We start from the raw sequence: 21,290 nt of genomic DNA, 5'->3' as shown, positions 1-21,290 counted from the left end.
AGGCTGGACAAGTTTCCCCCCATTGCCGCAGTATCCCGGAACAAAGCCACGCCAGGCTTGCCGGCCTGTCCTGCTGACGCGTGGCTCCTGAGGTTGTGATCACCCCGTGAATGCAATGCCCCGTACAAATGCGCATTCTATAACGACAAAAGCCAGGCACGCGGATCCAACCGCGCCGCCAAGCCCCTGAAGGAGCGACGGAAAACATGTCCCAGATATCCAGCACCGTACTGGCGCTGCTCGAATTCCTGTCATATGCGTTCATCTTTGTCTTTGGCGCCGGCGTTTTGTGGCTGGTGGTGATCTACATCCGCGACAAGACCCAGACCGACAGCACCCTGCGCCGCAATTACCCGGTGGTGGCCCGTTTCCGTTATTTCTTTGAACATATGGGGGAGTTTTTCCGGCAGTATTTCTTTGCCCTGGACCGCGAGGAGATGCCCTTCAACCGGGCCGAACGCTCCTGGGCGTACCGCGCGGCCAAAAATGTGGATTCCACCGTCGCCTTCGGCTCCACCCGTGATCTGCGTCCGGCGGGCACGGTCTATTTCGCCAACTGCCCCTTCCCGGCGCTGGAGCAGGACGCCAAGGATCCAGCGGCTGTCACTATCGGTCCCTATGCCCGCACGCCGTATACCACCGCGTCGATCTTCAACATTTCCGGCATGAGTTTTGGCGCCATTTCCGTTCCCGCCGTGCGGGCGCTGTCGCATGGCGCCAAAAAGGCGGGCATCTGGCTCAACACCGGCGAGGGCGGATTGTCGCCCTACCACTTGGAGGGCGGCGCCGACATCGTGTTCCAGATCGGCACCGGCAAGTTCGGCGTGCGCAAGCCCGGGGGCGGCTTTGACGAGGATAAGCTGCGCGCGGTCGCGGCGCATGACTGCGTGCGGATGTTCGAACTGAAACTCAGCCAGGGTGCCAAACCCGGTAAGGGCGGCATCCTGCCCGGCGCCAAGGTGACCGAAGAAATCGCCGCCATCCGCGGGTTGACACCGGGCGAGGACGCGATCAGCCCCAACCGCCACCCCGAAGTTGACTGCGTCGGCGATCTGCTGGACATGATCGCCTATGTCCGCGACGTGACCGGCAAACCGGTGGGCTTCAAGGCGGTGGTCGGCGCCTATGGGTTTGTCGAAGGTCTGTGCCAGGAAATCCTGTCGCGCGGTATGGAAAGCGCCCCGGATTTCATCACCATCGACAGCGCCGACGGCGGCACCGGCGCCGCCCCGATGAGCCTGATCGACAATATGGGCATGCCGTTGCGCGAAAGCCTGCCGCTGACGGTGGACATCCTGACCCGTTATGGCTTGCGCGGCCGCATCAAGGTTTGCGCCAGCGGCAAGCTGATCAACCCGTCCGAGGTTGCCTGGGCGTTCTGCGCCGGGGCGGATTTTGTGAACTCGGCACGCGGTTTCATGTTTGCACTTGGCTGCATCCAGGCGCTGCAGTGCAACAAGAACACCTGCCCCACCGGCATCACCACTCATGACCCCAAGCTGCAATTCGGCCTGGATCCTGCCAGCAAATCCGAGCGCGTCGCCTATTATGCCAAAAACATGGTCAAGGAGGTCGGCATCCTGGCCCACAGCTGCGGCGTCGCCGAGCCGCGGCTGCTGAAACGATACCACGCGCGGATTGTCATGGATAACGGCCGCTCTGTCTCAATGGAGGAGCTGTTTCCGGTGCCGGAACAGAAACACGCAGCTGAGTAACCTCATCCGCCGTCAACACCACTTTCAACGAACAGGAGCCTTCATGCCTGACACTCACTCTGCGGCGCACGCGCCGGTCAAAGCCTCGGATCTTTTTGTCGCCGCACTGGAGGCCGAAGGCGTTGAGTATGTCTTTGCCGTTCCGGGTGAAGAAAACCTTGATCTGCTGGAATCCCTGCGTCCCTCATCGATCGAACTGGTGCTGACCCGGCATGAACAAGGCGCCGCCTTCATGGCCGCCACCTATGGCCGCCTGACCGGCAAGGCGGGCGTCTGCATGGCCACCCTTGGCCCCGGTGCCACCAATTTGGCCACCCCTGCGGCCTATGCCCATCTGGGCGGCATGCCCTTGATCATGATCACCGGCCAGAAGCCGATCAAGAAATCGAAACAGGGCCAGTTCCAGATCATCGACGTGGTCAGCCTGTTCGATCCGATTTGCAAGATGTCCAAGCAGATCGTGCACGGCAACACCATTCCCGCGCTGATCCGCGAGGCCTTCCGCACCGCGCAGGAGGAACGCCCCGGTGCCGTGCTGCTCGAACTGCCCGAGGATATCGCCGCCGAAGACACCGATACCACAGTCCTGCAGCCGCATCCCCGCCATTACGCGGTGGCCGGCGACGCAGTGCTGAACGAGGCGGCAGAGATGATCCGCAGCGCCAAGATGCCGCTCTTGCTGCTGGGTGCCGGCGCCAACCGGCGCAAGGCGCGCTCAGCCCTGTGCGATTTTGCCGATCTGACCCGGATCCCCTTCTTCAACACCCAGATGGGCAAGGGGGTGATCGACGAACGCTCGGACCTGTTCCTGGGTACTGCGGCGCTGTCGGACGGCGACTATCTGCACTGCGCCATCGAACGCGCCGATCTGATCATCAACGTCGGCCACGATGTGGTCGAAAAACCGCCCTTCTTCATGGAGCACGGCGGCACCAAGGTGATCCATGTGAACTATAAGGCGGCACAGGTCGATCAGGTCTATTTCCCGCAGGTTGAGGTGGTCGGCGATCTGGCCCAGACCATCACCCGGCTTGGGGAAATCCTGGGCGGGCCGCTGGATTTCGACCGCGGCTATTTCGAGCGTATCAAGAAAGAGACCGACGTGCATATCGCCGAAGGCGCCGAGGACCCGCGCTTCCCCATTATCCCGCAGCGGCTGGTGGCGGACACCCGCAAGGTGATGGCGGATTGTGATATCATCGCGCTGGACAATGGCATCTACAAGATCTGGTACGCCCGTAATTACAAGGCCTATCAGCCCAATACCGTGCTTTTGGACAACGCGCTGGCAACGATGGGCGCTGGCCTGCCCTCGGCGATGATGGCCGCGCAGCTGAACCCGGACCGCCGGGTGATGGCGATCTGCGGCGACGGCGGCTTTATGATGAACAGCCAGGAGCTGGAAACCGCTGTCCGGCTCGGCCTTAACCTGGTGGTGACAGTGCTGAACGACAGCTCATACGGCATGATCCGCTGGAAACAGGCGCACGCCGGGTTCGCCGACTGGGGGCTGGAATTCAACAACCCGGATTTTGTCCAGTATGCAAACAGTTACGGCGCCACCGGCCACCGGATCACCCGCACCGAAGATCTGGTGCCCACGTTTGAGAAAGCCTTTACCGCAGGCGGCGTGCATCTGATCGACGTGCCGGTCGATTACAGCGAAAACCAGCGCGTTCTGATTGATGAACTGGCCGCAAAGGTATGTCTGATATGACCAAAACCGTCGAAGTCGTGAACCCCTACAGCCTGGAACGCATCGGCACGGTCGAGACCAGTGATTGGGCGCAGATCGACGCTATGCTGGAAACCGCGCATGGGTTGTTCCGCCAGCGGGATGGCTGGCTGCCCGCCTATCAGCGCATTGAAATCCTGCGGAAAACCGCCCGATTGATGGAGGCGCGGTTTGACGAGCTGGCCCTTTTGATCGCCAGCGAAGGCGGCAAGCCGCTGGTGGACGCACGCGTCGAGGTCAAACGCGCCATCGACGGGGTGGAACTGTGCGTGCATGAGATCGGCCAGATGACGGGACGGGAAATCCCGATGGACCTGACCGCGGCCGGCGCGGGCCGCATCGCCTTTACCCAGCGCGAGCCGATTGGCGTGGTGGTGGCTGCCAGCGCCTTTAACCATCCGTTGAACCTGATCGTGCATCAGGTCGCCCCCGCCGTCGCCACCGGCTGCCCGGTGATCGTGAAACCGGCGCAAGACACGCCGCTGTCGTGCCAGACCTTTGTTGCCATGCTGCACGAGGCCGGACTGCCGCAGGACTGGTGCCGTTCGGTGGTCTGCAGCAACGACGTGGCCGAACAGATGATCACTGACGCCCGCGCCGGCTTCTTCTCCTTCATCGGCTCCGCCCGCGTCGGCTGGATGCTGCGTTCGAAACTGGCTCCCGGCACCCGCTGCGCGCTGGAGCACGGCGGTGCTGCTCCGGTGATCGTGGCCGGGGACGCGGATATTGACGCAATGATCCCGGCACTGGCCAAGGGCGGTTTCTACCACTCCGGCCAGGTCTGCGTCTCGGTCCAGCGAGTGTTCGCACCTGCCGGAATGGCCGAAGAAATTGCGCAGAAACTGGCCGCCGCCGCACAGGCGCTGAAGGTCGGCGATGCCACTGACGCAAGCGTCGATTGCGGCCCGCTGATCCGCCCCGCCGAGGTTGACCGGGTCGAGGACTGGGTGAACGAGGCGGTACAGGGCGGTGCCAAGGTCCTGATCGGCGGCAAGCGCCTGGGCGAGACCACCTATGCCCCCACCGTGCTGCTGGACCCGCCTGCCGAGGCCCGCGTGTCGCAGCAGGAGATCTTTGGACCGGTGATCTGCGTCTACAGCACCAGCAGCATCCCGCAAGCGATTGAGGTTGCCAACAGCCTGCCGGTCGCGTTTCAGGCAGCGGTCTTTACCAAAAGCCTGGACACCGCAATGCAAGCCGTGCGCCAGCTGGATGCCACCGCAGTCATGGTCAATGACCACACGGCCTTCCGCGTTGACTGGATGCCCTTTGCCGGCCGCCGCCAGTCCGGCTACAACACCGGCGGCATCGGTTACACCATGCATGACATGACCCAGGACAAGATGGCGGTGATCAAATTGTGACACCAGCGGGCCGGGACGCCGCAGACCCCGGCCCAGCAGTCTTTTGCATCTGCGGCCTTTCCGCCAGCAGCCCCAGCCGGTATGTCCGCAGCATCTCATGACAGAAAAGGCTTACAGCATGACCATCACCCGTTCCGGCACCACCGCCCGCTCCAGCAAAATCGTCAAGCACAACGGTGTTGCCTATTTCAGCGGCCAAGTGTCCGAAGCAGACACCGCAGCCGAGCAGACCCGCGAAATCCTGGCCAAGGTCGATGCCCTGCTGGCCGAGGCCGGCAGCGACAAGACCCGCCTGCTGCAAACGGTGATCTGGCTGTCCGACATGTCCTATTTCGCTGAGCTGAACGAGGTTTGGAATGCTTGGGTTCCCGAGGGCCACGCCCCGGCGCGCGCCTGCGGTGAGGCCAAATTGGCGCGAGAAATCCTGAAGGTTGAGATCATCGTCACCGCAGCCTGCGACTGATCAAAATTGTCAGCTGACAATTTTTGCGCCGGGCCTTTCTACAGGCCCGGCGCATTTTCGTTGCACCGGCGGGGCCGCCTCAGGCGCGCAGGTCCTGCACAATACGGGTACCGTCCGGCGCAGCGCCGGCTTCACTGATCGGCGACGCAGACGGATCGGTTTTCAGTGACTTGTACAGCCCCAGTGTCATCGCGATGATTACGAAGGAAATCGGGAAAGCCGCAGCAATCGACGCGGTCTGCAGGGCGCCAAGACCTCCGGCCCACAGCAGCACAATCGCAGTGGCGCCAATACCCGCGCCCCAGATAATCCGGAACTTCTTGGGCGGGTTGTCGTCGCCCATCGACAGCATAGTGGTGATAACCAGCGTGCCCGAGTCCGCCGAAGTCACAAACCACGAGAACAACAGCAGCGTCGCCAGCGCCGACAGCGGCCAGGCGGTCCAGCTCAGATCCCCCAGCCAGGAAGTGGCGCCCAGATTGCCGATGGTGCCGTACAGCGCCGACGGCAGATCCCAGGCCTGCACGGTCTGGATCACCCCCGCACCGCCATCGGCGCCCGGGCCGCCGGCCATGTTCAGCTCCTGCCAGATGGCGTTGCCGCCGAACATGCACAGCCAAAAGAAAGCAATCGCGGTCGGCACGAACAGCACCCCCACCATGAACTCGCGGATGGTGCGCCCGCGCGAGATGCGGGCAATGAACATGCCCACCATCGGTGCCCAGGCAATCCACCAGCCCCAGTAAAAGATGGTCCAGCCGCCCTGCCAGGCGATGTTTTCCTCGGAACTGGCTGTCCAGAACCCCATCGGGATGAAGTTCCAGATGTAATCGCCCAGCGTCGTCACATAGAACCCCAGCAGCCATTTGACCGGTCCGATCACCACAAAGGCGGCCAGCAGGAACATCGACAGCCAGATATTCCATTCGGAAATCAACCGGATGCCCTTGCCCACGCCGGATACGGTCGACACGGTTGCAATGATTGTCACGATCACGATCAGCACAATCTTTAGCGTCATAGTCGGCTCCAGCCCGAACAGCACATTAAGGCCGGTGGCCATCTGGCTGGTGCCCAGACCCAGCGATGTCGCAATCCCGAAAACCGAACCGAACACCGCCAGCAGGTCCACGCAGTGGCCCCAAGGACCATAGATCCGTTCACCGATCAGCGGATACAGCGCCGAACGCATGGTCAGCGGCAGCTTCTTGCGAAAGCCGAAATAAGCCAGGCACAGGCCCACGATCACGTACAAGGCCCAGCCGTGGAATCCCCAGTGAAAATAAGTCACCCGCATCGCATCAACCGCGCGCTGCATGTTCATTTCCGAATGGCCCTGAAGCTCGGCATGCGGGTTGTTGGGATAGCCCCAGACCGCCGAGTTATCGAAATAAAAGATCGGCTCTGCCACGCCAAAGAACAGGATGCCAATGCCGATCCCGGCCGAGAACAGCATCGCGAACCAGCTGAAGTTGCTGAATTCCGGGCGCGAGTCATCGTCCCCCAGCCGCAGGCTGCCAAACTTCGAGAACATCAGGAAGAAGCAGAAAAACATGATCCCGGCCAGAACCGAGATGTAATACCAGCTGAGGCCGCCTTCGATCCAGCCGCGGATGGATTTGTATAATCCGCCTGCAAATTCGACATTCAGGACGGTGAAAATCACAAAGGCGGCGATCATCCCCTTGGCTGCGATGCCCATCCCCGGATGCAGACCGGTAAAGAAACCGGACTTTGCCACCAGGTGGCTGTTGTTGGAATTACTTTCAGACATTTTGTCCTCCCTTGTCCCTGAACAAATGCCCCCGGCGCTCCTCCGCCGCGGGGGCTGCCCGGTTGCCCGGGCGGCAAATTTCCGGCCCTCCCCAATGGCCATGGTTCAAAAATGCGGGCCGGACCGGGGAGGAGGCCCGGCCCGCAACAGAAAACCGGCAGCCCGCAAGCCGCCGGTTCCCAATTCAGCCCCGCTGGCCGACGTGGCGCCCCGCGCCCTCGGGCAGCGGCATCCCGGCATGGGCAGCGGCATATGACGCCAGCTTGTCCGCAACGGCCTGCGACGGCAGCGAGGTGCCGCGCGCAGTCAGATCCATGTGCAGCAGCAGCGTCTCCACCGTCGCTGCCAGCTGGCCCTCGGGGCCGTGCAGGCGGTGGAACAGATGCATCTTCTTGCCTGCGCCCTGCAGCACCTGGCTGGTCACGGTCAGCGCATCGCCCTCGTGCAGCTCATCCAGAAAGCGCACGTGGTTTTCGACGGTGAAATAGCTGCCGCCCGCGGCGATATATTCCGCATCGCAGCCGATCATCTCCATGAAGCGGTCGGTCGCCTGGGCCGAGGCCTCGGTGTAATGCGCCTCGTTCATGTGGCCGTTGTAGTCGGTCCAGCTCTGCGGCACCGGGCGGCTGACAGTGACCGGCAGATCCGCCGCGTCCGGCACCGGCAGCGCGGCCTCATGGGTGTTTATCACACCGCCAGCCCCGCTGCCGGATTTCTTCAGTGCCCGCATCATGCCGACCAGATTGTCATCGCGCAGCCGCTCCAGGTCGCGGATCGGCATATGGCCGGACTGCGCGTCGGACTGGCCCGCGATCAGGTCCACCAGCTCCTCGGTGAACTCCGGCACATCCATCAGCTTGGTCCAGGGCCATTCCAGCGCCGGGCCGAACTGCGCCATGAAATGCTTCATGCCCGCTTCGCCGCCGGCAATCCGGTAAGTCTCGAACAGGCCCATCTGCGCCCACCGCAGGCCAAAGCCCATGCGGATCGACTCGTCCAGCTCTTCAGTGGTGCAGATGCCGTCCTTGATCAGCCACAGGCCTTCGCGCCAGACCGCTTCCAGCAGCCGGTCGGCGATATGGGCGTCGATCTCCTTGCGCACGGTCAGCGGATACATCCCCACTCCGCGCAGCAGGTCCGAGGCTTGCGCGCAAGTGCCCGCATCGCCCACCAGCTCGACCAGCGGCAGCAGGTAAACCGGGTTGAACGGATGCGCCACCACGGCGCGGGCGCCCTCGGCGTTCAGCTCCGAGGGTTTAAAGCCGCTGGTAGATGAGCCGATCACCGCGCTGGCCGGGGCATGCGCCTGGATCTGCGCGTGGATCTTGTGCTTCAGATCCAGCCGCTCCGGCACGCTTTCCTGGATCCAAGATGCCTCCGCCACGGCCTCGGCCATATCCGAATGAAAGGTCAGCGCGCCCTCAGGCGGCAGTGCCTTGTCATAAAGCGACGGCAGCGCGCGCCGCGCGTTACCCAGCACTTCGCCGATCTTGCGTTCTGCATCCGGGTCCGGGTCGAACACCCGCACGTTCCAGCCGTTGAGCAGGAACCGCGCGGCCCAGCCGCCGCCGATCACCCCGCCGCCGATGATTGCTGCTGTTTTCATGAGTCTTCCTTTTCAAAAACGCCCGGCTCTTCATCTGGCCGAAAATATCCTAGGGGTTTGGGGGCAAGCCCCCAATCCGCCCGCTTTGCCGCAGCGCAGCGGTGCATAAGCGGTGTTCAGGGGGGGCACGCAGGACACCCCCCTGCACCGCTTACTTCGCCACCGGTGCGCGCTTGGTCAGGCCCAGCTTTTCGCGAACCGCGTCGGGGCCGATGATCCGGGCGCCCATACCCTCGATCACGCCTGCCGCGCGCTCCACCAGTTGTGCGTTGGTGGCCAGCACGCCCCGCTCCAGAAACAGGTTGTCTTCCAGACCAACCCGCACGTTGCCGCCCGCAAGCACCGACTGTGCCGCATAAGGCATCTGATCGCGGCCAAGGGAGAACGCCGACCAGGTCCAATCGCCGGGCACATTGTTGACCATCGCCATAAAGGTGTTGAGGTCATTGGGCGCGCCCCACGGCACCCCCATGCACAGCTGCACCAGCGCGTTCGGTTCCAAAATTCCTTCTTTTACCAATTGCTTGGCAAACCACAGGTGGCCGGTATCGAACGCCTCGATCTCGGGCTTCACGCCCAGATCGGTCATCATCTGCCCCATTGCCCGCAGCATCCCCGGCGTGTTGGTCATCACGTAATCGGCCTCGGCAAAGTTCATGGTGCCGCAGTCCAGGGTGCAGATTTCCGGCAGGCATTCAGCGATATGGTCCATCCGCTCGGTCGCGCCGATCATATCGGTGGCGGCCTCATTAACCGGGAACGGGCTCTCAACCCCGCCGAACACAATATCGCCGCCCATGCCCGCGGTCAGGTTCAGCACCACATCCACCTCAGAGTCGCGGATACGGTCAGTAAGCGCTCGGTACAGCTCAAGTTTCCGGGACGGCGCACCGGTTTCCGGGTCGCGCACATGGCAGTGAACCACGGCGGCGCCGGCCTTGGCAGCTGCGATTGCGCTGTCGGCAATCTGCTTAGGCGAACGCGGCACGTGGGGAGATTTATCCTGGGTGCCGCCCGAGCCGGTCACGGCAGCGGTGATGAAGACGTCTCGGTTCATGGTCAGGGGCATGATCGGGATCCTTTGAGGTCAGATTTGCAATTCAGGGTGATCCGCAAACAGCGCCAGCGCCTGCGGGTTGGCGAGACCGGAGAGGTTGCGGACAGGGTGCTTATTCACCACATCGCGCACCGCCAGCTCGGCGGTCTTGCCGGACTTGGTACGCGGGATGTCAGTAACGGCGATGATCTTGGCGGGCACATGGCGCGGCGAGGCGTTCTTGCGGATTTCCGTTTTGACACGGGTGGTTAGCGCCTCGTCCAACACCGCACCCTCGGCGGTCTGCACAAACAAAACCACTCGCACGTCGTTGTCAAAGGACTGGCCGACAACCACCGCGTCGGCGACCTCTTCGATCTTGTCGAGCTGCCGGTAAATCTCCGCCGTGCCGATCCGCACGCCGCCGGGGTTCAGGGTCGCGTCCGAGCGGCCCAGCACCACAAAACCGCCGTGCCCGGTGCGGATGGTGAAATCGCCCTGCCGCCAGATATCCGGATAGGTCTCATAATAACTGGCACGATAGCGCGCATTGCCGGGATCGTTCAGAAACCGGGTCGGCATCGACGGATGCGCGTTGCGGCAGACCAGCTCCCCCGCCATGCCCTCGACCACTTCGCCCTGATCATTGAGGGTCGCCGCATCCAGCCCCAGCATCGGCGCCTGGATCTCGCCCTGATGCACCGGCAGCAGCGGGCAGCCGCCAATGAAGCAGCCCAGAATGTCGGTGCCGCCGCAGATTGAGGCCAGCTGCACATCCGCCTTCCAGTCCGCATAGACATGGGCAAAGCCTTCGGGCGACAGCGGCGAACCGGTCGACAGAACCACCCGCAACGCGGCCAGATCGTGGCTATCCGCAGGCCGGTTCCGGCGTTTCAGAGAGGCGTCTATGTATTTGGCGGATATGCCAAAATGGGTGACTTTCTCGGCCTCCACGACGTCGAACAGCCGGCTGATGCCGGGATGCGCCGGGTTGCCGTCGAACAGCACGATCGAGGCCTCCGAGGCCAGCGCCGCCACCTGCCAGTTCCACATCATCCAGTTGCAGGTGGTGTAATAGAACATCCGGTCGCCGGGGCGCAGGTCGCAGTGCAGCTGCTGTTCCACCAGCATCCGCAAGAGGGTGCCGCCGCCCGAATGCTCGATGCATTTCGGCTTGCCGGTGGTGCCGGAGGAGAACATCACATAAAGCGGATCGCGAAAGCCCATCACACGGCAGGCCAGCGCCGGAGCGTCCACCTGCTTGAAAGCCTCATAGGCCATCATGCCCTCGGGCAGTTCCTCGGCCCCGCCTGCATAGGGCCAGACCACGATCCGCTCTATCGAGGGCACCCGGGACGCAACCTCGGTAATCGCATCGCGGGTCTCGAAGGTCTTGCCGTTGTAGAAATAGCCGTCGGCGGCAAACATCAGCTTGGGCGCGATCTGGCCGAACCGGTCCACCACCACATCCGGCCCGCTTTCCGGCGCGCAGGAGGACCAGACCGCCCCCAAAGACGCCGTGGCCAGCATCGCCGCCACAGTCTGCGGCATGTTCGGCACGTAACCCGCAACATGGTCGCCTGCGGTGATCCCGGCGGTGCGCAGTGCAGCGGCGAGCTGTTCAACCTCGCGCTTCAGCTCCGCCCGGCTCCAGGTGATGCGGCACCCGTCTTCGCCGATGAAGACAATCGCCTCGCGGCCGTCGGCGTTCTTCAGGAAGCTGTCCGCGATGTTCAGCCGCGCCTCGGGGAAGAACCGCACCTGCATCGGATCGGCATGTGCCACCAGCGGCACCGTCCCCTTGTCCCCTTCCAGCCCGCAGAAATCCCAGGCCAGCGGCCAGAATTCCTGTGGCCGGGCAACCGACCAGGCGTGCAGATCCGCGAAGCTATCCAGCGCCCGGCCTGCGGTTTTCGCAGCCTGCGTCATGAAATCACACAGCAGAGGTTTGCGGCGCGCCGAAAGATCCGGCTGCCAAAGAAGCGGAGCGGTTGTCATGGCATCATTCGTGGTTAGAGAGCGGTCGTCAGGTCATCGTCGGGTCGTCAAGAAGCTTGACTTTCCGCGTCAATAGCGCAGGACATGACGCGACGCCTATACAGTTTCGGTCAGATAACATACAGATGTCGCCAAATCCGCCGCCGATCTTTGAATTTCTGCTGTTCGACGGGTTTTCGAACATGGTGCTGGCCAGCGCCATGGAGCCGTTGCGCGATGTGCGGATGAACGCAGGTCAGGAGACAGCGGGCTGGCGGGTCACCACTCTGGACGGGGCGCCTGTGCGCAGTTCCAGCGGGCTGCAAATCACGCCGGACGGGGGTTTTGACGAACACGCGGGCAACCGCACCCTGGTGCTGGTTGCGGGTTACCGCGTGCGCGGGCAGCTCAGCCCGGCGCTGCTGGCAAAACTCAGAACCGCCGCCCGGCAGGCCAAGCTGGTTCTGGCGCTGGACACCGCCGCCTGGCTGCTGGCCGCAGCAGGGCTGCTGAACGGCCATACTGCCACGATCCATTGGCAGGAGCTGGACGCCTTTGCCGAGGCCTTTCCCAAGACCCAAGTCTCCACCGCGCGGTTTGTGCGTTCCGGCCCGTTCCTCACCTGCGGCGGTGCCAGCACCGCGCTGGATTTGATGCTGAGCCTCATTCAGGACCTCTATGGATCCGCCGCAGCCTTTGGCGCCTCGACCATGTTTGTCTATGACCCCTCACGCCAGTCGGAACTGAACCGCGGCGCCGCCCGATTGGAGCAGAAGGGCTCGCCCAAGGTGCTGAAAGCTGCAAATCTGATGGCAGAGACAATCGAGGCGCCTTTGAATACTGCTGAGCTGGCAAAGCGTGTATCGCTGTCCGAACGCACCCTGGCCCGCGCCTTTCAGCGCGAATTGGGCATGACACCGGGCAAATACTACAAGATGCTGCGGCTGCAGCACGCCCGTTACCTCTCCGAGGAAACCCATCTGAGCCTGGAGCAAATCGCGCTGCGCTGCGGGTTTTCCTCGGCGTCCTCATTGGGGCGGTCGTACAGCGGGCTTTATGGCCGGACCCTGCGCGAGGCGCGGGTTCAGGAACGGCCTTGGGAGGCATCCGGCGATAATGGCAGGGGACGCTAGGACACAGCAGCCGGTACCGGTTTTTCATCCCGCGGCGGCACTCCGAATTTGCGGGCATATTCCCGGCTGAACTGGGTCGCGCTTTCATAGCCCACATCATAAGCCGCCGCCGCCACCGAGGTGCCGCCGCTGATCAGCAGGCGGCGGGCCTCCATCAGGCGCAGCTCCTTTTGGTACTGCAACGGCGTGGTCGAGGTCAGGGATTTGAAATGCTCATGAAAGCTGGACTGGCTCATCCCCGCCGCGGCGGCCAGATCCGCCACCGGCAGCGGCGCCTTGTACCGGTCCCGGAGCATCGCAATTGCCTTGGAAATCCGGCTGGCCGGACTTTCATGCAGCAGCAGCTGCCGCAGCATGCCGCCATGCTGGGCGCGCAGCAGGCGGAAATGGATCTCCCGCAGCACCAGGGGCGCCAGCGCCTGCACCTCAACCGGGTTCTGCGACAGGCGGAACAACCGCCCGACCGCATCAATCAGCGCTGCATCGCTATCTGCCACGCTCATCGAATGCGCCGCCTTTTCCTGCCCGTCAGCCACGCCGATCTCGTCATAGAGGCTGCGCGCCGTGGCCAGATCCAGTCGCAGCGCCAGAGAGACATAGGGCTGGTCCGGCGTCGCATCAGTCACCCCGGCATTCACCGGCAGGGCATGGCTGACAATCAGCGACATGCCTGCGCCATAGCGGACGCTGCGGTCCTCCAGCTGTGCCTCCTTGGCGCCTTGCAGGACCAGGCACATGATGGGTTCATAGATGATCGCCTCAAACCGGGTCGGGTTCTCGCAGCACAGCGCGTAAAACCCATCGACCCCGGTTTCGCTGCCGGTCTCTAGCCCGCCGGTTTGACGGACAAACTCAGCCACGTCGGTTATCAGATCCTGCGGCACCATGGGCGTGTCTCCTCTTGGTGCTGAATATAGGTGGCGTGCCGCAAGGAAAAAACCGCAAATCCCGGCGCGCCGGAGGATCAGGCAGATCATCCGGAGGATCAGGCACGGCGATCCGCCTTACCCGCCCTACCTTGCCGGTAGCAAGAACAGCACAGCCTGTCAGTGCCCGGTCCGCACCGGGCGGTCAATTTCAGCCAAGGGGAGGCCCCGCAGCCATGACAACAACATTGAAACTCAACGGTCAAACACATCAGGTCGAGGCCGAGCCGGGAACCCCGCTGCTGTGGGTGATCCGGGATGAGCTGAAGCTGACCGGCACCAAATTCGGCTGCGGCGTTGCGTCTTGCGGTGCTTGCACCGTGCATCTGGACGGTGAACCGGTACGGTCCTGCCAGACTTATGTCGAGGACGTGGACGGCGCTGAAATCACCACCATCGAAGGGCTGGAGACCAAGGTCTCGCAAGCAGTGCAGGCCGCCTGGGTCGAGCTGGATGTGGTGCAATGCGGTTATTGCCAGTCGGGCCAGATCATGTCCGCCGTGGGCTTGCTGACCGAAAACCCCAAGCCGACCGTGGAAGATATCGACGATTACATGAACGGCAATGCCTGCCGCTGCGCCACCTACCAGCGCATCCGCGCCGCGATCCTGCGCGCATCCGACATGATGGAGGCCTGATATGACCCTGAACACCTCCCGCCGCGGTTTCCTGAAAAGTGCCGCCGCCGCCGCCGCGGTTCTCTATGTGGGCGCCCGCGCCGATGGCGTGCTGGCAGCCGGTTCTGCTCCGGCCCAGCTGAACCCGTTCGTGAAAATCGACGCTGACGGCACCGTCACCGCCATCGTCAAGCATTTCGAAAAAGGCCAGGGACCGGCCACCGGTCTGACCACCCTGATCGCCGAAGAGCTGGGTGTTTCGATCGAAGACATCCGCTACGAATTCGCGCCCTCCGATCCGTCGCGCTACAACAACCTGATGTTCGGGCAGTTCCAGGGCACCGGCGGCTCTACCGCGATGGCGAATTCCTTTATGCAGTACCGTCAGGCCGGGGCTGCGGCGCGGGAGATGCTGATCTCTGCGGCGGCCAAGGACTGGGGCGCCGACCCCGCCGGGCTGACCATCGAAGACGGCATCATCAAGGGCGCAGGCCAGGAAGCACCGCTGGCGGAATTTGTTGCCGCCGCCGCGCAGATGGAGGCCCCGGCAGAGCCGCGTCTGAAAGATCCCAGCGAATTCCGCCTGATCGGCAATGCTGCAGTAAAGCGCAAGGATTCCCTGCCCAAAACCAATGGCACCGCGAAATATGCGATGGACCTGCATCTGCCGGGACAGATGGTTGTGGTGATTGCCCGCAGCCCGCGCATGGGCGGTTTGGCAACCGGTTTCGATGACAGCGATGCCAAGGCGGTCAAGGGCTATATCCGTGCCGCCATCCTGCCCAACAAGGCCGGTGTTGCGGTCTATGCCGAAGACACCTGGGGCGCGTTTCAGGCGCGTGAAGCGATCAGCGTGGAGTGGGATTTCTCCGCCGCCGAAAGCCGCAGCTCGGACCAGATCCGCAAGGAGCTGCTGGCCGCAGTGAACGCGGCGCCGCAGTATAATGCCAACGGTGGTGACCAATCCGCCACCGCAGCGCTGATCGACGGGGCTGAAAAGGTGGTGGATCACACTTTTTACTTCCCGTTGCTGGCGCATGCGCCGATGGAGCCGCTGACCTGCACCATCGAGGCTGACGCGGACGGCGGTGTGACCCTGCATGACGGCGCCCAGATGCCGACCGGCCCGCATATGGCAATGGCGGAGATCTTTCAGCTGCCGATGGAGAAAATCCGCATCAACACGATGTTTGCAGGCGGCTCCTTTGGCCGCCGCGCCACGCCGACGGCGGATTACCAGGTGGAAGCTGCATTGGCCTTTGTCCTGACCGACCGGACCCGCCCGGTGAAACTGGTCTGGTCGCGCGAGGATGACATCACCGGCGGTTATTACCGCCCTGCCGTGGCGCACCGGGTGCGCGTGGGGCTGAACGGCGATGGCAGCATCACCGGCTGGGACCACCGGGTGGCGGCCCAGTCGATCATGAAGGGCACCCCGTTCGAGGCCTTCACGGTGCATGACGGCGTTGATCACAGTTCAGTCGAAGGTGTGGCGGACAGCCCCTACCGGATCCCCGGCCAGTTTGTCGGTCTCACTGATACGGCCAAGGCCACCACGGTGCTGTGGTGGCGCTCGGTCGGGCACACCCACACGGCTTACGTCATGGAAACCATGATGGACGCAGCCGCCCGCGCCGCGGGCCGCGATCCGGTGGCGTTCCGGCTGGCGCTGCTGGAGGGCGGCGGCGCGGATCAGCAGCGTCTGGCAGGGGTTTTGAAGCTGGCCGCGGACAAGGGCCGCTGGGGCCGCGCGCCCGAGGGCCGCAGCCAGGGCATCGCCGTCCACAAAAGCTTTGGCAGCTATGTGGCCGAGGTGGTGGAAATCTCGGGCAATGCGGGTGATGGGGTGCAGATCGAAAAAGTCACCTGTGCGGTGGATTGCGGTATCGCGGTCAACCCGGATGTGATCATCGCGCAAATGGAGGGCGGCATCGGCTATGGCCTGGGCCATGCGATGCGGGATGAAATCACCCTGACAGACGGCGCGGTGGATCAATCCAATTTCCCCGATTACGAGCCGCTGCGGATCGGTGACATTGCCGCCATCGAGGTGCATATCCTGCCCTCCGCCGAAGCCCCCACCGGGGTGGGCGAACCCGGCACGCCGCCCGCCGCGCCGGCGCTGGCCAATGCCATTGCAGCCCATGGCCCGCAGGTGACGGAACTGCCGATGAACCTTAACGGCGTCAGTTTCACCTGACCTTTTTCCCCGCATCGGGGCTGATGCCTGGTGCGGGGTTTGCAGCGCTGTTCAAAGCAGCCCCATGGCGATGGCTGAATGCGGCGTGATACCCAGATCAGCAAAGCCTGCCATCGCCTCACCGGCGGTATTGTCCTGCCGCATCAAGGCGACCTGCGCCTGGGTCAGCGGCGGATTGCGCATCACCCAAAGCACCGCCGCCGCCATCCGCCACAGCGCAAAAGGCACCGGCAGCAGCAACCGGCGGCGGCCGCAACGCGCCGTCAGGCGCTGCAGGATGCCGCGGTAGGTGAGGATATCCGGCCCGCCCAGCTCAAACACTTTTCTGCGCGCGTGCGGAGCGTCGAGCAGCCGGCAGACGGCTTCTGCCACATCCCCCGCCCAGACCGGCTGCAACCGCGTGCGCCCGGTGCCGAACAGCGGGATCACCGGCAAGCGGTCAACGATTTTTTGCAGATCGCCGAAAAAGGCGCCGCTGCGGCTGAACATCACGCCGGGCCGCAAAACGATGGCCCCGGGACAGATACTGCGGACAGCCGCCTCGCCTTCGGCGCGGCTCCGCACATAGGCTGATGGGGAATGCAGGCTGGCACCGATCCCGGAAATGTGGATCAGCCGCTGGCCGTTGTTCCGGCGCACGATCCGGGCAATTCTTTGGGCGCCCTCGACGTGAATGTCCTGGAAACTCTGGCCGCGGCTCTCGGCGTAGCAGCCGATGCAGTTGACCACGGCCCCAAAGCCCGACAGAGCCTGTGCTAATCCGTCCGGGTCTGCCAGATCCGTTTTGACCAGCCGGATGCCACTGCTGGCAAAGCCGCTCTGCGCTGCCGCCGCCTTGGGGGACCGTGTGCCGGTACTGACTTGGCAGCCGTGCTCCTGCAGCCGGCGCGCTACCCGCTGGCCGAGAAACCCCGTGCCGCCAAGCACAATCACAATCCGGGCACTGGTCATCATGGGGAAACGCTCCTCATCAGGCCGGGCACCAAAAGCCGGCCCCCGCAGGGTCCCGCCACGCGCAGCGCCCGCCCGGGGCACGAGAGTTACCGGACGGGAACAACCCATAGCCTTCCACCACATAGCGCGGCGGCCCCTGCGGGCCACTTGCGGACGGCCCGGACGGCCAGGTGATAGGCCAGCCCCAGCCCGATCGCGCCGCCGCCAATGATGATAATCCGCGCCTTACACGGCACTGCCAGATGTTTGACGCAGGATTGACTTGGCCACAGGCGCAGCAAGCCGGAAACCGCCCTGCCAGGTGAACGGCGGGACGGCTAAGGGCATGCCTTGTTTTATAAAATTTCCCAGGAAGGGTCAGCGCATCACAAAAGGATCAGGGATCGGCTCGTCGCTGGTGCGCAGCCAGACGGATTTGACCTTGGTGTAATCCAGCGCCGCCTGCAGCCCGCCCTCGCGGCCGTGGCCGGACAGGCCGTGGCCGCCAAAGGGCGCAATCGGGCTGACCGCGCGGTAGGTGTTGACCCAGACGATGCCCGCCCGGATGCCCCGGATCATCCGGTGCGCGCGGGTCACGTTCCGGGTGAACACGCCCGACGCCAGCCCAAAGGCGGTGCTATTGGCAATCTCCAGTGCCTCGGCCTCAGTCTCGAAGCTGACGACCGACAGGACCGGGCCAAAGAACTCAGTCGACAGGCAGGGCGCCTCTGGCGCTTCGGAGCAATCCAGAATAGTGGGCGGGAAATAGAACCCCTCCCCCTCCGGCACGGTACCGCCGGTAATCAGTTTGGCGCCCGCCTGAACCGAGGTCCCGATCAGCCGCAGCGCATGGTCGCGCTGTTTCCGGGTGCAAAGCGGCCCGACTTCGGTCGCCATGTCATCCGGCGCGCCGATCACCACCGCCTCAGCCTTTTCTTTCAGCCGGGCCAGAAAGGCATCTTTGATCCCCTTTTGGATCACCAGCCGGGACCCCGCGACGCAGCTTTGCCCGGTCGCCGCGAAGATGCCCGAGACCTGCGCATTCACCGCACTTTCCAGATCGGCGTCGTCAAACACGATAAAGGGCGACTTGCCGCCCAGCTCCAGCGAGGTGGAGGCGAGGTTTTCCGCCGAGTTGCGCACGATATGCCGCGCCGTTTCCGGCCCGCCGGTGAACGCCACATGGGCGACCTTGGCGTGGCTGGTCAATGCAGCCCCGGCCTCTGGTCCGCCGGTGATGACATTGAAGACACCCGGCGGGAAGCCCGCCTGATCAAAGATCCGGGCGAATTCCAGCATCGGCGCGGGGCCTTCCTCGGACGCTTTCAGGACCACCGTGCAGCCCGCCGCCAGCGCCGGGCCGATTTTGACAGCGGACAGGAACAGCTGCGAATTCCACGGCACGATGGCGGCCACCACGCCCACCGGCTCGCGGCGCAGCCAGACCTCCATGTCGGGCTTGTCGATCGGCAGATGCGCGCCCTCGATCTTGTCCGCCAGCCCGGCGTAATAGCGGTAGTATTCCGCCACATAGGCGATCTGGGCCGAGGTCTCGCGGATGATCTTGCCGGTATCACGAGTCTCCAGCTCCGCCAGCTTTGGTGCGTTGTTCGCCACCAGATCAGCCAGCCGCATCAGCAGCTTGCCGCGCTGGGTGGCACTCATCCCGCCCCATTCAGGGGAGAAGAACGCAGCCTCTGCCGCGCAGACCGCCCGGTCCGCATCCGCGACGGAGGCGTTTGGCATTTGCGCCCAAGGGGCACCAGTGGCCGGATCGAGGCTGTCGAACGTGGCATCTGCGTCCTCAAACACGCCGCCGATATACTGCTGGAAGGTCTGCATCTCCGGCTCCCTCACTGAAACGCAGGCATGACTTGCGCGATGAAGCGCTCAAGCGAGGCTTTCTTGCGCTCGAAACTCATGCTGCTATCGATCCAGAACGAATATTCATCATAGCCCAGGGCCTCGTATTTCCTCAGCCGCTCAATCACGGCTGCCGGTTCGCCGATCACCAGATCGCGCTCCATCGCCTCAGGCGAGTAGAACGGATGCGCGGCAATCTCCTCGTCGCTCAACGGATCAATCAGACCCTGTGAGACGTCCCGCTTGTTCATGAACCAGGCGCCGAAGTAGTTGTAGAACCGGTTCAGCTCCTCTGCCCCGCGTTTCACATCCGCAGCACTTTCGGCCACATACGTGTGCTGCAGCAGCATGATCCTGGGCCGCGGCACCGCCGGGTGCTTGGCGCAAGCCGCATTGAATTTGCCCATCAGCTCGGCGATCTCGCCGTCGCCCTGCCACAGCGGCGTCACCTGCACGTTGCAGCCATTGGCCACGGCAAATTCATGGCTGTTGGGATCGCGCGCCGCGACCCAGATCGGCGGGCCGTTTTCCTGCACCGGCTTCGGTGACGATGTGGTCTTGGGGAAGGAATGAAACTCGCCCTCCTGCGCGTAGTCACCCTGCCACAGGCCTTGGACTGCCGGGATCAGCTCGCGCATCCGCTGGCCGGCCTCCCAAGCATCCATGCCGGGCAGCATCCGTTCGTATTCATAGGAATAGGCGCCGCGCGCGATGCCCAGATCCAACCGGCCATTGGTGATGATATCGGTCATCGCCGCCTCACCGGCCAGCCGGATCGGATGCCAGAACGGCGCTATCACCGTGCCGGTGCCCAGACGCACGTTCTTGGTCTGGCGCGCCACATCCACCAGGTTCAGAAACGGGTTCGGCGCGATGGTGAAATTCATCCCGTGATGCTCACCCGTCCAAACCGCGTGCATGCCGCCGTCATCGGCGATTTTGCACAGCTGGATGAACTCGTCATAGAGCTGTTTCTGGTCCTGATCGTCCGAAATCCGCTCCATATGCGCAAAAAGCGAAAACTTCATGAGCCGCTGCCCCCTGTCCCCACCGCGCGGACCTGGCCGCGGGTCTGGTTTCCATAATACACCCCGAAATTGCCCATCCGGCTTTCACTGGCGAACCGTTCCAGCATGACGCAGACCGCCGCATCGGCGATGTCCATCAGCGTGGATTGGGTCAGCGGTGTGAAAACACCCTTGGCCGGCGTGCCCCCGGCGGATTGGCACAGAAACGAGATGTGCTGATGTTCGCGCGCTTCGTCTTCGAATACAGAATAGATAAACCCCGGCTCTGCCTCGACGCCGGTTTCGGCAATCAGCCGGGCCAAGGCGGCTGAGGCGCCCTCCTTGCCGACGCGGGTTTCCGGCAGGGCTAGCTTGCCCTGATCATTGCCCATCAGCAGTACCTTGCCCTCGTGTTCGATCAGGGCCGAGACGATCAGCTTGGCGCCCTGTGCCAGCGCCTCGGCCTCAGCCGCCGCTGTCACATAGGCGCCGCGGGCGTATCCCAGCCCCGGTGCGGGCGAGGTCTCAAACGCCCCGACCCTGCCGATCAGGATAAGGTGGTCGCCCGCCTGGACACGGTTGTGCATCGAACAGTCAAACCAGGCCGAGACACCGTCAAACACCGGGCTGCCCACTGGCCCCTTGTGCCAACTGACAGCGGCAAAGCGGTCCTCGACGGGCCGTGCAAAGGTGTTGGAGACATCTTTCTGGTCTTCGGCCAGCACGTTGATCGCAAAGCCGTCCGCCTGCTCAAACGCGGCGTAGTTGCTGGAGGAATTGGCCAGGCACACCAGCACCAAAGGCGGATCCAAAGAGACGGAGGTAAAGGAATTGGCGGTGAAACCAATGGGATTGCCGTCCTGGTCCTGCGCCGTCACCACGGTAACGCCGGTCATGAAGGTGCCAAAGGCATTGCGCAAGGCGCGCGGGTCGATGTCGCT

General features: G+C 63.5%; 16 protein-coding genes. 7 read left to right on the top strand and 9 right to left on the bottom strand.

Annotated elements, in window-relative coordinates:
• Nucleotides 1-206: 206 nt before the first annotated feature.
• From K3555_RS23270 to K3555_RS23255, 4 genes are all read left to right on the top strand, one after another.
• Nucleotides 207-1,715 (top strand): FMN-binding glutamate synthase family protein, encoded by a 1,509-nt coding sequence (locus K3555_RS23270; protein ID WP_260009213.1) that lies wholly within the window; start codon nt 207-209, stop codon nt 1,713-1,715.
• Nucleotides 1,716-1,758: 43 nt separating this feature from the next.
• Complete coding sequence (locus K3555_RS23265) at nt 1,759-3,432, top strand: acetolactate synthase large subunit (protein WP_260009212.1); 1,674 nt, start codon at nt 1,759-1,761, stop codon at nt 3,430-3,432.
• Entirely contained in the window at nt 3,429-4,814 is a 1,386-nt protein-coding gene (locus K3555_RS23260) for an aldehyde dehydrogenase family protein (protein WP_260009211.1), read from the top strand. Before K3555_RS23265 ends, K3555_RS23260 begins: the two co-directional genes overlap by 4 nt.
• 118 nt (nt 4,815-4,932) lie before the next feature.
• Nucleotides 4,933-5,277 carry a RidA family protein gene (locus tag K3555_RS23255; protein WP_129373005.1) on the top strand — a complete coding sequence of 115 codons (345 nt, stop codon included), beginning with the start codon at nt 4,933-4,935 and terminating at the stop codon, nt 5,275-5,277.
• A 79-nt stretch (nt 5,278-5,356) separates the two neighbouring features.
• Here K3555_RS23255 and K3555_RS23250 read toward each other — a convergent pair whose 3' ends face one another.
• The 4 genes from K3555_RS23250 to K3555_RS23235 form a co-directional block, all read right to left on the bottom strand.
• On the bottom strand, nt 5,357-7,051 hold the full coding sequence (locus tag K3555_RS23250; RefSeq protein WP_260009210.1) for a BCCT family transporter: 1,695 nt from the start codon (nt 7,049-7,051) through the stop codon (nt 5,357-5,359).
• A gap of 184 nt (nt 7,052-7,235) precedes the next feature.
• Complete coding sequence (locus tag K3555_RS23245) at nt 7,236-8,657, bottom strand: carnitine 3-dehydrogenase (protein ID WP_260009209.1); 1,422 nt, start codon at nt 8,655-8,657, stop codon at nt 7,236-7,238.
• A 151-nt stretch (nt 8,658-8,808) separates the two neighbouring features.
• The gene (locus K3555_RS23240; protein ID WP_260009208.1) at nt 8,809-9,726 is read right to left on the bottom strand and encodes a 3-keto-5-aminohexanoate cleavage protein; all 918 of its coding nucleotides are present in this window, start codon (nt 9,724-9,726) and stop codon (nt 8,809-8,811) included.
• Nucleotides 9,727-9,744: 18 nt separating this feature from the next.
• Nucleotides 9,745-11,691, bottom strand: coding sequence for an acetoacetate--CoA ligase (locus tag K3555_RS23235; RefSeq protein ID WP_260009206.1), 1,947 nt, complete (start codon nt 11,689-11,691; stop codon nt 9,745-9,747).
• A 125-nt stretch (nt 11,692-11,816) separates the two neighbouring features.
• On the opposite strand from K3555_RS23235, the gene K3555_RS23230 reads away from it, so the two are divergent.
• Complete coding sequence (locus K3555_RS23230; RefSeq protein ID WP_260009205.1) at nt 11,817-12,803, top strand: GlxA family transcriptional regulator; 987 nt, start codon at nt 11,817-11,819, stop codon at nt 12,801-12,803.
• On the opposite strand, the gene K3555_RS23225 is transcribed toward K3555_RS23230, so the two are convergent.
• Nucleotides 12,800-13,690, bottom strand: coding sequence for an AraC family transcriptional regulator (locus K3555_RS23225; protein ID WP_260009204.1), 891 nt, complete (start codon nt 13,688-13,690; stop codon nt 12,800-12,802). The two genes, K3555_RS23230 and K3555_RS23225, sit on opposite strands and share 4 nt — an antisense overlap.
• A 215-nt stretch (nt 13,691-13,905) precedes the next feature.
• On the opposite strand from K3555_RS23225, the gene K3555_RS23220 reads away from it, so the two are divergent.
• Both K3555_RS23220 and K3555_RS23215 read left to right on the top strand, forming a co-directional pair.
• The gene (locus K3555_RS23220; RefSeq protein WP_260009203.1) at nt 13,906-14,367 is read left to right on the top strand and encodes a (2Fe-2S)-binding protein; all 462 of its coding nucleotides are present in this window, start codon (nt 13,906-13,908) and stop codon (nt 14,365-14,367) included.
• A 1-nt stretch (nt 14,368) separates the two neighbouring features.
• The gene (locus K3555_RS23215; protein WP_260009201.1) at nt 14,369-16,546 is read left to right on the top strand and encodes a xanthine dehydrogenase family protein molybdopterin-binding subunit; all 2,178 of its coding nucleotides are present in this window, start codon (nt 14,369-14,371) and stop codon (nt 16,544-16,546) included.
• A 51-nt stretch (nt 16,547-16,597) separates the two neighbouring features.
• On the opposite strand, the gene K3555_RS23210 is transcribed toward K3555_RS23215, so the two are convergent.
• The 4 genes from K3555_RS23210 to K3555_RS23195 form a co-directional block, all read right to left on the bottom strand.
• A complete protein-coding gene (locus tag K3555_RS23210; RefSeq protein WP_260009200.1) occupies nt 16,598-17,500 on the bottom strand; it encodes a complex I NDUFA9 subunit family protein in 903 nt (300 codons plus the stop codon).
• Between the two features lie 357 nt (nt 17,501-17,857).
• Nucleotides 17,858-19,321, bottom strand: a complete 1,464-nt coding sequence (locus K3555_RS23205) for an aldehyde dehydrogenase (protein WP_260009199.1) — start codon at nt 19,319-19,321, stop codon at nt 17,858-17,860.
• Nucleotides 19,322-19,332: 11 nt separating this feature from the next.
• Complete coding sequence (locus K3555_RS23200) at nt 19,333-20,370, bottom strand: LLM class flavin-dependent oxidoreductase (protein WP_260009197.1); 1,038 nt, start codon at nt 20,368-20,370, stop codon at nt 19,333-19,335.
• Nucleotides 20,367-21,245 (bottom strand): flavin reductase, encoded by an 879-nt coding sequence (locus K3555_RS23195; RefSeq protein ID WP_260009282.1) that lies wholly within the window; start codon nt 21,243-21,245, stop codon nt 20,367-20,369. The genes K3555_RS23200 and K3555_RS23195 overlap by 4 nt, the downstream gene beginning before the upstream one ends.
• Between the last annotated feature and the right edge of the window lie 45 nt (nt 21,246-21,290).

Origin of the sequence: Leisingera sp. M527 (genome assembly GCF_025141525.1) — a bacterium.
Taxonomy (GTDB): Bacteria; Pseudomonadota; Alphaproteobacteria; order Rhodobacterales; family Rhodobacteraceae; genus Leisingera.
Note: the sequence above shows the minus strand (reverse complement) of the source record. Positions and strands in the feature narration are given on the sequence as shown.